This is a genomic window from Variovorax robiniae (assembly GCF_037889955.1).
Lineage (GTDB): Bacteria > Pseudomonadota > Gammaproteobacteria > Burkholderiales > Burkholderiaceae_C > Variovorax > Variovorax robiniae.
The window spans coordinates 69954-83997 of record NZ_JBBKZS010000013.1 but is presented as its reverse complement, the minus strand read 5'-3'; the positions used below and the strand labels follow the sequence as shown (position 1 = coordinate 83997).

Sequence of the window (14044 nt, the reverse complement as noted above, 5' to 3'; positions counted from 1 at the left end):
CACCCCACACGAACAAACCCGAAACCAGGAGACCCAGATGAGCTTCAACATGGACGGAAAACTCGACCCCGACGAGGCGCTGCGCCTGCTCGAGACGATGGCCGGCGACACGCAGACCGACTACCACATGCTGCTCGAAAGCAAGGGCGCCGTGATCGAGGGCGACGGTGCGCGCAAGTTCGAGGACGGCAAGGCGCGATTGCCCATCGGCGGCTACTACTCGTATGCCCACGTCGTCACGCCGCCGGGCGCAAGCAAGGGCCAGGTGCGCGCCAGCATGTTCATCGTGGCGCGCGACTGCGATGCGGCCACGGCCTCCATCGCCAGCCTGCTGAAGAACCAGGCCACCGACATCACCGCGACCATCTCGGTGTTCAAGGCCAGCGGCGACGGCTCGTTCGAGTTGCAGCCGAACTTGGAGTTCGTGCTCAGCGAGGCACGCATCGACACGCAGGCCTTCATCACTGGCGGTTCGCCTCGGGCACCTCGCGAAATCATCTACTTCAACTATCGCAAGCTGGAGATCCGCTCCGCGCCGCAAGGGAAGACCGGCCTACGGGGCGCTGTCCGCACCTGCGTCTTGGCGAACTCCTGAATCCCATCGAAAGGCAACACATGACTCGCTCCGCGGAACTCCTCTTGGCCAACGACCCGGCCGGCGCGCTCAAGGCCCTCACCGACGAGATCAAGGCCAAGCCGGCCGACAGCAAGCTGCGTGTCTTCATGGCCCAGCTGCTGTGCGTGCTCGGCAAGTGGGAACGCGCGCTCAACCAACTGACCGTGGCCGCCGAACTCGATGCGCTGGCGATACCGATGAAGCAGGTCTACGGTGACGCGATCCGATGCGAAGGCCTGCGCGCCAACGTCTTCGCCGGCAAGAAGACGCCGATGGTGTTCGGCCAGCCCGACGAGTGGCTCGCGCTGCTGATCGAGTCGCTGCTGCGGCGTGGCACGGGTGAACTGGAACTGGCCGGGCAACTGCGCGAGCGCGCTTTCGATGCCGCGCCCGCGGTGGGTGGCACGATCGACGGCGCGCCCTTCGAATGGCTGGCCGATGCCGACATGCGCATCGGCCCGGTGCTCGAGGCCTTCGTCAATGGCAAGTACTACTGGGTGCCCTTCGCGCGGCTCTCGGCCGTGCGCATCGAGGAACCGGTGGACCTGCGCGACTGCGTCTGGCTGCCGGCCAACCTGCTGTTCGAGAACGGCGGTGAATCGCTGGCCTTGATTCCCACGCGCTACCAGGGCACCGAGAAAAGCATCGACGGCGAACTGCTGCTGGCGCGCAAGACCGAATGGAGCGAACTGCAGCCCGAGGTATGGGCCGGGCTTGGGCAACGCATGCTGAGCAGCGATGCCGGCGACCATGCGCTGATGGATGTGCGCGAGATCACCTTCGGCGAAGAATCTGCGGCAACCGCATCCGGCACCGAAGCGGCGCAAGGCCCGGGAGAAGGCGGTGGCAACTGAGCAGCAGATCGCACAGGAGCGCCTGCAGCCCTCGCTGCTCGACCGCCTGATCGACGACGCGCCCCACGAGAAGCGCGAGAGCGACGACAAGCGCACCCTCACGCGGCAGGCGCTGCGCCAGGCGGTGCTGCGTGACCTGTCGTGGCTGTTCAATGCAACGGCGCTTGGCCTCGCCTACGACGACAAGCGCTATCCCAACGCCGCACGCTCGGTGCTGAACTACGGATTGCCTATGCTGTCCGGCCAGTTCACCTCCTCTGTGCAGCGTGTCAGCATGGAACAGGCTTTGAAGAACGCGATCCTGCAGTTCGAGCCGCGCATCCTGCCTCGCACACTCGAAGTGGAACTCGTCATGGAAGGCTCGGTCCTCGAATCGCACAACCGCATCGGGCTCAAGATCCGCGGCATGCTCTGGGCGCAGCCCGTGCCGCTGGAGTTCCTGATGCGAAGCCGGATCGACCTGGAGGAAGGGCGCTTCGAGATCGAGGACATCTCGGCACCATGAACGTTACCAGGCGGTAAGCAATGGACCCGCGGCTGTTGGGCTTGTACGAGCAGGAGCTCCGCTACTTCCGCGAAAGCTCGGCCGAGTTCGCACAGGCCTTTCCGAAGATCGCGCGCCGGCTCGGCTTCGACGGGCAAGAGGTGGCCGACCCCTACGTCGAGCGCCTCATCGAGGCCACCGCCTTCCTCTCGGCACGCGTGGGCCTCAAGCTCGATGCCGAATACCCGCGCTTCACCGGGCACCTGCTCGACATCGTCTATCCGCAGTTCATGGCGCCCACGCCCTCGATGGCGGTGGTGCAGATGGCCATCGACCCGGACGATGCGGCACTGGCTGTCGGCCCCACCTTGCCGCGCGGCAGCGGCCTGCGCGCACGGCAAGCGGCGGGACAGAACACGCATTGCGAATTCCGCACCGCGAGCGCCTTGCGCGTGTGGCCCGTCGAGGTGAAGCGGGCGCAGTACTTCACCTATGCGCCGGACCTGCCACTGGCCCAGCATCCGCAAGCGCGCGACATCCGTGGGGGGCTGCGCATCGCGCTGCATGCCTCGGCGAATCTCAACTTCAACCAGCTCCCGCTCGATGAACTGCTGATCCACCTCGGCGGCGCCGAGGATGTGGCCTGGCAACTGCACGAATGCCTGCTCGGCAAGCCCGCCGGCGTGCTGGTGCAGCCGCTGGGCGCGAACGGCTTGCCCACCGGCGCGGCAGCCAGTGCCATCCGCCGGCTGCCGGGCAGCGTGGTGGAGCCGGTCGGCTTCGGTGACGACGAGGCGCTGCTGCCGGTGACGGCCACGGGCTTCTCCGGCCATCGGCTGGTGCAGGAGTACTTCGCGTTCCCGCAGCGCTTCCAGTTCGTGCGGCTCACCGGCCTGCGCGAGGTGCTCGCGACCATCACCGTGCCCGACGTGGAGATCGTGGTGCTGTTCACGCGCGGCGATGCGGCGCTGGAGCGGCTGGTGAGCGCGGACAACGTGCAACTGCACTGCGTGCCCGTGGTCAACCTGTTCAGCAAGCGGCTCGATCGCGTGGCGGTGACCGAGGGTGTGAGCCAGTTCCACCTGCTGCCGGACCGCACGCGGCCGCAGGACTTCGAAGTGCACACCGTGACCGATGTGGTCGGCCATGGCACGCCCGGCGCGGACGAGGCGCCGGAGCAGCCCTTCAAGCCCTTCTATGCCGCCTTCCATGGCGCGCGCCAGACGCATCCGGCCTACTACACGACCACGCGCGAACCGCGCATGCAGTCGGTGCGCCAGCGCGCCGAAGGCCATCGCAGCAGCCACATCGGTTCCGAGGTCTACATGCAGATCGTCGATCCACAGCAGGCGCCGTTCGCCGGCTCGCTGCGGCAACTGGCGGTGACGGCACTGGTCACCAACCGCGACCTGCCGCTCCTGATGCCGCTGGGCCGCGACAACGACTTCGACTGCATCGACTCGTTTCCGGTGCAGCGCGTGCGCATGGTGCGCGGGCCGTCGCGGCCGGTGTCGCCGGTGGTGAGCCAGGGGCTGGGCTGGCGCGTGATCGACCATCTCGCGCTCAACTATTTGTCGCTGTCCGACAGCACGCCGCAGCAGGGCGCCGCGGCCCTGCGCGAGATGCTGATGCTCTACGCGGTGCATGCCGACGACGTGCGCCAGGGGCAGGTGCGCGGGCTGCTGTCGGTGCGTTCCAAGCCGGTGGCGCGCCGCCTGCCGCTGCCCGGGCCGATCGCCTTCGGCCGCGGGCTGGAGGTGACGCTGGAAGTGGATCGCACGGCCTTCCATGGCCACAGCGCCTTCCTGTTCGGCGCGGTGCTGTCGCACTTCCTCGCGCGGCATGTGGAGGTCAATCATTTTGTGGAGACGGTGCTGAGCGTGCAGGGGCGCGGCGAGACCATGCGATGGAGGCCGATGTGCGGAACGCGCCAGATCCTGTAGCAGCGACGCCGCAGACGCAGCGCGAGACGGTCGGTGCGCGGCTGCATGCGATGTCGGGCCAGCCCTGGGCCTACGATTTCTTCGCGGTGATGCGACGTCTGGAGGCGCTGGCCTCACCCAAGCCGCGCTGGGGCCACGCCCTGCTGCCCAGTGCCGAGGCGGTGCGTGTCGGGCAGGAGCCCTCGCTGTCTTTCGCGCCGGCCAGCCTCAGCCGCTTCGAGCCCGCCACCGCCCATCAGCCGCCGCGCCTGCGCCAGCAGTTCTTCGGCTACCTCGGCCCCAACGGCCCGTTGCCGGTGCACCTCAGCGACTTCATCCGCGAGCGCACCAACAACCATGCCGACCCGACCTGGCTGGCCTTCCTCGACACTTTCCTGCATCGCTTCTCGCTGTACTTCTACCGGGCCTGGGCCGAGTCGCGGCCGGCGGTGTGGCTGGACCGGCCGGGCGAGGACAAGTTTCGCCAGCGCGTGGGTGCGCTGGTCGGCATCGGTACCGCCACGCGGCAGGAGCGCGACGAGATCCCCGACGATGCGCGCCTGCATTTCTCCGGCTGGCTCACGCGCAAGGTCCACAGCGCCGAAGGCGTGGAGCGGGTGCTGTGCAGCTACTTCGGCGTGCCGATCAAGCTCGAGCCGTGGGTCGGCCACTGGATGCGCCTGCCCACCGATGAATTGACACGACTGGGCCGCGGCGGCGTGTCCTGCGCGATGGGCATGGGCACGATGCTGGGACAGCGCGCATGGGACCGGCAGCACCGCGTGCGACTGCATGTGGGGCCGTTGTCGCTGGAGCGCTACCTCGGCTTCCTGCCCGGCGGCGCAGCGCGGCCCGAGTTGCTGCGCTGGATGCAACAGTTGCTCGGCAACGAGCTGTACTGGGACGCGCAGTTGGTCCTGAAGAAGGATGACGTGCCCGCCACGCGGCTGGGCCGGCAGAAAGGCAATGCACCGCGCCTGGGCTGGGTCTCCTGGCTCGGCCAACGGCCCCGCGAGCGCGATGCGGCCGACGTTCGCATCGACGGTGATGCGCTCACTGCGCGCGCGGTCGCTCTTCAATAACCCATGACCTCATTCGTCATGACTCGACACGGAGCACATACACCATGAGTGAAATCAGCCGCACCGCCCTGTTCGGCAAGCTCAATACGCTTTGCTACAAGGCCATCGAGGGCGCGACGGTGTTCTGCAAGATGCGGGGCAATCCGTATGTCGAACTGGAGCACTGGTTCGCGCAACTGTTGCAAGCGCAGGACTCCGACCTGCATCGCGTGATCCAGCACTATTCGCTGGACATCTCGGCCATCTCCAAGGACATGACGGCCGCGCTGGACCGCTTGCCGCGCGGCGCCACGGCGATCAGCGACTTCTCGCCGCACATCGAGAATGCGATCGAGCGCGCCTGGACCTATGCCACGCTGCAGTTCGGCGAGGCGCAGGTGCGCACCGGCTACCTGCTCATCGGCATGCTCAAGACGCAGAGCCTGCGCAATCCGCTTTTCGGCTTGTCGAAGCAGTTCGAGAAGGTCAAGGTGGAAGACCTGGCCGACAACTTCGTGAAGATCTGCGACCCCTCGCCCGAAGCCAAGATGCGCGCGCAGGATGGCACCGGCATGGGCAGCGGCGCCCCCGGTGAAGACACAGGCGCGATGGCCCCGGCCGCGATGGGCAAGGGCGATGCGCTGAAGAAGTTTGCTGTCGACCTCACGGAGAAGGCGAAGAAGGGAGAGATGGATCCGGTGACCGGGCGGGACGAGGAAATCCGCCAGATCGTCGACATCCTGATGCGACGCCGCCAGAACAACCCGCTGCTGACGGGTGAGGCGGGCGTCGGCAAGACGGCGGTGGTGGAAGGCTTCGCGCAGCGGCTCGCCCGCGGCGATGTGCCGCCGCAGTTGAAGGACGTGAAGCTGCTGACGCTGGACATCGGGCTCTTGCAAGCCGGGGCCAGCATGAAGGGGGAGTTCGAGCAACGCCTGCGCCAGGTGATCGACGAGGTGCAGGCATCGCCGACGCCGATCATCCTGTTCATCGACGAGATCCACACGCTGGTCGGCGCAGGCGGTGCGGCGGGCACGGGCGATGCGGCCAACCTGCTGAAGCCTGCACTCGCGCGCGGCAACTTGCGCACCATCGGCGCGACGACCTGGGCCGAGTACAAGAAGTACATCGAGAAGGACCCGGCGCTGACGCGGCGCTTCCAGGTGGTGCAGGTGCCGGAGCCCGACGAGATCAAGGCCATCCTCATGCTGCGCGGCGTGGCCAGCGTGCTGGAGAAGCACCATCGCGTGCAACTGCTGGACGAGGCGATCGAGGCGGCGGTGAAGCTCTCGCATCGCTACATCCCGGCGCGGCAGTTGCCGGACAAGGCGGTGAGCTTGCTGGACACGGCGTGTGCGCGCGTGGCGGTGAGCCAGCATGCGATGCCACCGGAGGTGGAGGACTGCACGCGGCGCATCGAGGCGCTGACGGTGGAGAGCGAGATCATTTCGCGCGAGGAAGCGATCGGCATCGATGTGAGCAAGCGTTCGGCTTCGGCGCAGAGCCTGTTGGCGGAGGCCAAGGGGGAGTTGGAGAAGCTCAATGCGCGGTGGAAGGAAGAGAAGGACCTGGTGGACAGGCTGCTGGATCTGCGGGGCAAGCTGCGTGCGGGCAACAAGCCCGTGGACTCTTCACTCCCTCCCCCAGCGGGGGAGGGAGTGAAGACCGGGAGGCGCTGCTCAAGGAACTGCATGAACTGCAAGGAAAGATCGCAGCAGTGCAAGGCGAGACGCCTCTCATCCTGCCTTCGGTAGACGCCCAGGCCGTCTCCTCCGTCGTCGCCGACTGGACCGGCATCCCCGTCGGCCGCATGCAGCGCAACGAGCTCGAGACCGTGCTCAAGCTGCCCACCTTGCTGGCCCAGCGCGTCATCGGCCAGGACCATGCGATGGAGATGATCTCCAAGCGCATCCAGACCTCGCGCGCCGGCCTCGACAACCCCAGCAAGCCCATCGGCGTGTTCATGCTCGCGGGCACCTCCGGCGTCGGCAAGACCGAGACGGCCATCGCGCTCGCGGAAGCCTTGTACGGCGGCGAGCAGAACATGATCGTCATCAACATGAGCGAGTACCAGGAGGCGCACACCGTCAGCTCGCTCAAGGGCGCGCCACCCGGCTACGTGGGTTACGGCGAAGGCGGCGTGCTGACCGAGGCGGTGCGCCGCCGCCCCTACAGCGTGGTGCTGCTCGACGAAGTGGAGAAGGCCCACTCCGACGTGCACGAGCTCTTCTTCCAGGTCTTCGACAAGGGCTTCATGGAGGACGGCGAAGGCCGCAGCATCGACTTCAAGAACACGCTCATCATCCTCACCACCAACGCCGGCACCGATCTCATCGCCAGCATGTGCAAGGACCCGGAACTCATGCCCGACCCGGATGGCATGGCCAAGGCATTGCGCGATCCGCTGCTCAAGATCTTCCCGCCCGCGCTGCTGGGCCGGCTGGTGACCATCCCGTACTACCCGCTCAGCGACGAGATGCTCGGCAAGATCGTCGAGCTGCAGCTCAAGCGCATCAAGAAGCGGGTGGAAGCGCGCTACCAGATCCCCTTCGAGTACGGCGACGACGTCGTCAAGCTCGTCGTGAGCCGCTGCACCGAAAGCGAATCGGGCGGCCGGATGATCGACGCCATCCTCACCAACACCATGTTGCCCGACATCAGCCGCGAGTTCCTGAACCGGATGATGGAAGGCAAGCCGATCGAGCGGGTGAAGGTAGGCGTCGAGAACAACGAATTCAGTTACGCCTTCTGAGGGCGAAGGAGCCAAGGCATGTCCTTTATCTACAGTACCGGCATCTGCATCAAGAGCGGCCGCACGCGCCAGGGCGGTCATGGGACCCTGACCGGCACGCAGGCCACCGACTTCGTCGACACCACCCGCAAGGTGCTGGATGCCATCAAGCAGACCAACATGGGCAATTCGTTGCTCAGCGAGATCAACGCCAGCGGGCACGTGGTCGACATCTACCGCACTTGGGGCCTCGACGATGGTCCGTACCAGGGCGGCGAGGATGTCGTAGCCTCGATGGTGGTGGCCCTTGACAAGCCCTACGGCAAGGCGGTCGAATTGAAGCGCGTGCTCGACCGCGCCTGCCAGGATCTGAGCGGGCGATCGACGGTGCAGCGCTTCTTTGGCATTGGCCGGGCCCGGCCCCGCTTCCTCAGCCGCGACGCGGTGGCCAAGCTGCTGGGGGTGTCGTCGAGCGACCTGGAAAAGATGGAGAACGGCAAGAAGCCGATCGATCCGAACACCGACGCCAAGGTCCGGGCCTACCTCTACGACTTCCTCACGCCCGGCCCGGGCAGCGACTGCCACATCGCCTTCAACCACAAGAAGCTCAACTACAGCGACGACCATGTCAAGCACTTGCCGATGTCGCAGAACCCGCTGCACCTGCCGCTGCCGGTCGTGCTCGCGCACGAACTCACGCATGCCTGGCGGGTGATGACGGGTCATGTGCTGTACCACTACGGCTGGGAAGAAGAAGCGATGACGGTCGGGCTGCCGCCGTTCTCGAACATGCGCTTCACCGAGAACAGGTTTCGCATCGAATTCGACAACACCGGCCTGGCCATCCGCCCCGAATACGCCTACCTGAACTTCAGCACCGGCATCATCAATCCGAAGGGCGCCGCCATCGACAAGGACAAGAAGTGGACGGGCAAGTCGAGCGCACTCGAGCCGAAGGTCAAGGATGTGCTGAAGGAGGCCATGAGCAAGCGGCGCCAGGCGATGACGGGCGGCGGCGACGATGACGACGACTGGACATGAAGACGAAGAAGAAACACATCGGGCGCCACCCGGTCGCGCAGGTCCAGCAACTTCCGCGGGGCTTCACGCCCGCGAAGGAAGTCAGCCTGGACGATGCGCTGAAGCTCGCGATTGCCATGCACCGCGCCAACGGGCTCGACGATGCCGAGAAGGTCTACGCACGCATCCTCGCGGTGGCGCCGGACCATGCGGACACCTTGCATTTCATGGGCGTACTGCAGCACCAGCGCGGCCGGAGCGACCGGGCGCTCGCCTTGATCCGCCGCTCGCTCGCGATGAACAGCAGCCTGCCCGACTGGCACAACAACCTCGGCAACGTGCTGCTCGAGACCGGCCACCTCGACGAGGCCGCGTCGGAATACGAGGAGGCCGTGCGCCTCGGGCCGGACCGTGCCGACATCTGGAACAACCTCGGCGTACTGCGGCGCCAGCAAGGCCGCCTCGCGGATTCCGAGGCGGCCTACCGGCGCGCCGTCGAACTCGATCCGAAGTACATCGACGCGCACACCAACCTCGGCGTGCTGCTGCAGAACCTGCTGCGCAGCCAGGAGGCGCTGGAGGCGCTCAGCAAGGCGCTGGAACTGAAGCCGCGCTACGGCCGGACACGGCAGGCGCTCGGCCTGGCCTACTACATGCTCGGCCGCTTCGACGAAGCGGCGCAGGTGTACCACGAGTGGCTGAAGGACGAACCCGGCAACCCCGAGGCCCTGCATCACCTGGCTGCCTGCTCCGGCCAGGGCGTGCCGGAGCGCGCCACCGATGCTTACGTTGAAAGCGTGTTCGACGGCTTCGCCGACAGCTTCGATGCCAAGCTGGCCAAGCTCAGCTATCGCGCGCCGCAACTCATCGCGCAGACCCTGCCGGCCTTGCTCGGCGAGCCCCGAGGCACACTCGACGTGCTCGATGCCGGTTGCGGCACCGGCCTGTGCGGCCCGCTGATCGCGCCCCATGCGCGGCGCCTGGTCGGCGTCGACCTTTCGGCCCGCATGCTGGCCCGGGCCGAGCCGCGACAGGTCTATCACGCGCTGCACAAGGCCGAGCTCACCGCCTTCATCGAGGGCGAGCCCGCCGAGTCGCTGGACCTCATCGTCTCCGCCGACACGCTCTGCTACTTCGGCGACCTGGCCGCCGTGACGCGCGCCGCCGCGCGTGCGCTGAGGCTGGGTGGCTGGCTGGTCTTCACCGTCGAGGCGATCCCCGACGACGCCGCCGAAGGACTGGACTTCCACCTCAACCCGCATGGCCGCTATGCCCATCGCGCGAGCTATCTGCACGCGGTGCTGGGTGCGGCCGGCTTCACCTCCATCGACGCGCAACCGGCGCACCTGCGCCTGGAGGCGGACAAGCCGGTCGATGGCTTCGTGGTCTCGGCGCGCAAGGCACCCGCAACCGCGCCAACCTGAGCAGCAGACACACACATCATGCGAAACCGCGCCGGCTCATTCGTCCTGATGGCACACCCGCATGGAAGGCAATGCCATGGCGACTGATCTCCAGTTCCTGATCAAGAGCGATTCGCCGGCCAATGCCGACCTCATGTTCTGGACCATCGTCGGCCAGGAGTCGCTGTCGCGTCCTTCGCACTACGAACTCACGGTGCTGTCGACCAACGAGAAGATCGATGCCAAGGACATCCTCGGCTACGCCTTCGACGTGGTGATCGAGTTCCTCGACAAGGACGGCGGCAAGCACGAGCGGCACTGCCAGGGCCATGCGGTGCGCTTCATGCGCAAGGGCGCCGTGGGCCGTTACTTCGAATACCGCCTCACGTTGCGCTCCTGGTTCTGGCTGCTCACCAAGCGCCTCAACTCGCGCATCCTCCAGGACAAGAAAGTGCTGGACATCCTCGACGCCACCTTCGAGGACAGCCCCATCAAGCGCTTCAAGAAAGTCAAGTCCGACAAGGTCATCGGCACGCACAACCCGCTGCGCTACAGCGTGCAGCACCAGGAAAGCGACTACGACTACCTGTCGCGCCTGCTGGAGGACGAAGGCATCTACTACTGGTTCGATGCGCACGACGCGCCCGGCACCATGTACCTGGCGGACGCCAGCGACGTCGCGCACAAGAAGCTGCCGGTCAGCAACACGCTCAACTACATCCCCTTCGGCGCGAGCGAGGTGCGCTTCAACGAGATCAGCCACTGGGTCGATTCTCGACGCCTCGACACCGGCAAGTACGACGCGCGCGACAGCGACTTCAAGGCCGTCAAGAAGCAGCTCAAGGCGACCAAGGCCGACCCCGACACGCACGAGCTGGCCGACCTGGAAGCCTTCGAATTCCCCGGCGGCTTCTTCCGCAACGACGACACCGACGACGCCGGCAAGGTGCGCATGGAAGAGCTGGCCGCGCGCCGCCGCGTGAACTGGGCCTTCACGCGCTGGCCCGACATCGCGGCCGGCATGGACTTCACCTTCCACGGCCATCCGATGGGCGAGGCGGACACCGACTACCTCTGCGCCGCCTGCACCTTCGTCGTCACGCATCCGGGCTACGAAGGCCTGAGCGAGAACGACGGCAACGTGCAGCGCCTGGGCCATGTGGTGCTCGAGCTGCTGGACGACGACCCGATCAATGCGAAGTGGGAGGCCGCGCTGCACGACCTCATCCGCGGCCATCCGGACCTCATCGCGCCGATGCGCGGCAACAGCGCCTTCATGCTCACCGCACTGCCGGCCGACACGCCCTTCCGGCCACCGCGCCTCACGCCGCGCGTGGTCATGCCCGGCCCGCAAAGCGCCATCGTGGTCGGCCCTGCCGGCGACGAGATCCATGCCGACGACTTCGGCCGTGTCAAGGTGCACTTCCACTGGGACCGCTACGACGAGAGCAACGAGAAGTCCACCTGCTGGGTGCGCGTGTCGCAGCCCTGGGCCGGCAAGGGCTGGGGCGGCTACTTCATCCCGCGCATCGGCCAGGAGGTGATCGTCGACTTTCTCAACGGCGACCCGGACCGCCCCATCATCATCGGCCGCGTCTACAACGACGACCAGCCCAAGCCCTTCGACTCCCATACCCAGAGCGGCTTCCGCACGCGCTCCACCCCCAAGGGCAGCGCGGCCAACTGCAACGAGTTCCGCTTCGACGACAAGAAGGGCAGCGAGCAGGTCTACCTGCATGCGGAGAAGAACCAGGACATCGAGGTCGAGAACGACGAGACGCACTGGGTGGGGCACGACCGCACCAAGACCATCGACCACGACGAGACCTCGCACATCAAGCACGACCGGACCGAGACGGTGGACAACAACGAGACGATCACGGTGCATGGGATGCGGACGGAGACGGTGGACAAGAACGAGACGATCACGATTCATCAGAACCGGACGGAGACGGTGGACATCAACGAGACCATTTCGATCGGCGGCAATCGCAGCATCACCGTGTCGAAGAACGAGACGGCGACCGTGGCATTGCAGCGCACGCATTCGGTAGGTGCCAACGAGACGATCACGGTGGGCGCGGCGCAGGAGATCACGGTGGGTGCGGCGCAGGCGGTCACCGTGGGGGCGAGCCAGACGGTCAGCGTGGGCGCGGATCAATCGACGAGCGTCGGATCGGCGTGCTCGCTCGAGGTCGGCGCCGCGCTGACCACCAAGATCGGCGCGGATGAGTCGCGCGAGGTGGCCGGCGCCCGTTCGTCCAAGGTCGGAAAGGACGATTCGCTGAAGGTGGCGAAGAACCTCGTCATCGATGCCGGCGACTCGATCTCCATCACCACCGGCAGTGCCAGCATCACGATGAAGAAGGACGGCACCATCACCATCAAGGGCAAGGACATCATGATCGAAGGCTCTGGAAAGATCAGCGCCAAGGCGAGCAGCGAGATCGTGATGAAGGGCTCGAAGATCTTGCAGAACTGAAAGAAGAAGCCATGAGCATGAGAGAAGCAGGACTTCCATGGGCGATCCCGCAAGCGCACGAGGGCGCCGAGATCATGCGCGCGCTGGTGGAGGCACCCGCGACGCCCGCGTCATTGCGGGCCGAGGCCGTGGGCCAGGGCGTCGCGCTCGGAGAACTGGTCGCGTTGGGCAACGACGGCGGGACCGCCTTGGTCCGGGCCGGCGCACAGGGCGCGTCTCGCGCGATGCGCGCCCGTTCGGTGGTCGACCTCGATGCCTCCCACGTCGGCAAGCAGGTCGTGCTCATGTACGAGGATGGGGATGCGGGCCGGCCGATCGTGATGGGTGTCGTCCGCACGGGCGTCGGCCCGTCGACTGCCGCGACGCCCTCGAGCACGGCGCTCGACGTGGACGGCGAACGGCTGGTCGTCAGCGCGAAGGAGCAAATGGTCCTGCGCTGTGGCAAGGCCAGCATCACGCTCACCAAGGCGGGCAAGGTGCTGATCCAGGGCGAATACGTCCTGAGCCATTCCGCGGGGCTCAACAGGATCCGCGGCGGTGCGATCCAATTGAACTGAGGAGGTGACGGATGTCGGTGACCGTGGGAACCAACCAACCGTGGACGCTGGTGCACAAGGGCAGCGACGGCATGTCGATCGCCTTCCCGGACGTCTGCAAGACGCCATCGCCGGCCGGTCCCGTGCCGATTCCCTATCCGAACATCGCGCAATCTTCGGACGCCGCGGACACGAGCACCACGGTCAAGGCCGACGGCGAGGGCATCATGCTGAAGGGGTCCAACTTCAGCGCCAGCAAGGGCGACGAGGCAGGGTCGGCGGGTGGCGTGGTCTCCAACGTCAACCGGGGCAAGGCGATGTTCGTGAACTACTCGTTCGACGTGAAGATCGAGGGGCAGAACGTGCCGCGAAAGATGGACCCGATGAAGCAGAACGGCAGCGCCTCGTTCAATGCCATGGGTCCGGCGCTGCTGTAGGGACGGACTGTCATGCCGCAAGGAACAATCGTCAAGGTTGTCGGGCCGATAGAGATCCGATGCAGTTCGAAGTGGACGAAGTGCCAGCGCGAGCAGGCCTGCTCGAAGATCCGCCGCATGAACACGCGAGCCAAGGCCGCAGGTAGCAAGGGGCTGAGGAACATCTCGAAGGCTCCCGATGGTTCCAAGATGCGGCTGCGCTATGAAGATGCCCGGTACGAGGGGAACAAGTGCGCCAAGGAGTACGCGGAATCCGGCGGAACGAACTATGCGGCGGAATGCATGCGCCCCGTGCCGGGTCGGGCCGAAAACAATGGTCGACCGACCAACGCTGACCACGTCAAGGAGATCCAGTTCGGTGGCAAACCGGAGGGTCCCTTCATGATCCTCGACGCCGCGGTCAACAAGTCCATCGGCACGCAGCTGAACAAGCGGGGCAACGTCACTCACCTGACCGGCGTGTCGGCGGCCAATTGCGCGCCCGAGTGCTAGCGGCCG

General features: G+C 66.2%; 11 protein-coding genes and 1 pseudogene. All 12 read left to right on the top strand.

Annotated features, from left to right (window positions below; translation table 11 throughout):
* Positions 1-37: 37 nt before the first annotated feature.
* The 12 genes and pseudogenes from WKW79_RS25205 (at position 38) to WKW79_RS25150 (ending at position 14038) form a co-directional block, all read left to right on the top strand.
* Positions 38-595 carry a hypothetical protein gene (locus tag WKW79_RS25205; RefSeq protein ID WP_340337960.1) on the top strand — a complete coding sequence of 186 codons (558 nt, stop codon included), beginning with the start codon at positions 38-40 and terminating at the stop codon, positions 593-595.
* A gap of 20 nt (positions 596-615) precedes the next feature.
* Entirely contained in the window at positions 616-1470 is an 855-nt protein-coding gene (locus WKW79_RS25200; protein WP_340337959.1) for a type VI secretion system accessory protein TagJ, read from the top strand.
* Positions 1460-1975, top strand: coding sequence for a type VI secretion system baseplate subunit TssE (gene tssE / locus WKW79_RS25195; RefSeq protein ID WP_340337958.1), 516 nt, complete (start codon positions 1460-1462; stop codon positions 1973-1975). The genes WKW79_RS25200 and tssE overlap by 11 nt, the downstream gene beginning before the upstream one ends.
* Positions 1976-1995: 20 nt before the next feature.
* Entirely contained in the window at positions 1996-3897 is a 1902-nt protein-coding gene (tssF, locus tag WKW79_RS25190) for a type VI secretion system baseplate subunit TssF (protein WP_340337957.1), read from the top strand.
* Complete coding sequence (gene tssG, locus WKW79_RS25185; RefSeq protein WP_340337956.1) at positions 3873-4958, top strand: type VI secretion system baseplate subunit TssG; 1086 nt, start codon at positions 3873-3875, stop codon at positions 4956-4958. Before tssF ends, tssG begins: the two co-directional genes overlap by 25 nt.
* 44 nt (positions 4959-5002) lie before the next feature.
* Positions 5003-7689, top strand: a pseudogene (gene tssH / locus WKW79_RS25180) (type VI secretion system ATPase TssH).
* Between the two features lie 18 nt (positions 7690-7707).
* Complete coding sequence (locus tag WKW79_RS25175) at positions 7708-8709, top strand: M91 family zinc metallopeptidase (RefSeq protein ID WP_340337955.1); 1002 nt, start codon at positions 7708-7710, stop codon at positions 8707-8709.
* Complete coding sequence (locus WKW79_RS25170) at positions 8706-10112, top strand: tetratricopeptide repeat protein (protein WP_340337954.1); 1407 nt, start codon at positions 8706-8708, stop codon at positions 10110-10112. The genes WKW79_RS25175 and WKW79_RS25170 overlap by 4 nt, the downstream gene beginning before the upstream one ends.
* A 76-nt stretch (positions 10113-10188) precedes the next feature.
* A complete protein-coding gene (locus WKW79_RS25165; protein WP_340337953.1) occupies positions 10189-12573 on the top strand; it encodes a type VI secretion system Vgr family protein in 2385 nt (794 codons plus the stop codon).
* 11 nt (positions 12574-12584) lie between these two features.
* Positions 12585-13130, top strand: a complete 546-nt coding sequence (locus WKW79_RS25160) for a DUF6484 domain-containing protein (RefSeq protein WP_340337952.1) — start codon at positions 12585-12587, stop codon at positions 13128-13130.
* A 23-nt stretch (positions 13131-13153) separates the two neighbouring features.
* Positions 13154-13546, top strand: coding sequence for a DUF4150 domain-containing protein (locus tag WKW79_RS25155; RefSeq protein WP_340337951.1), 393 nt, complete (start codon positions 13154-13156; stop codon positions 13544-13546).
* Positions 13547-13663: 117 nt separating this feature from the next.
* Complete coding sequence (locus tag WKW79_RS25150) at positions 13664-14038, top strand: hypothetical protein (RefSeq protein ID WP_340337950.1); 375 nt, start codon at positions 13664-13666, stop codon at positions 14036-14038.
* Positions 14039-14044: the final 6 nt, after the last annotated feature.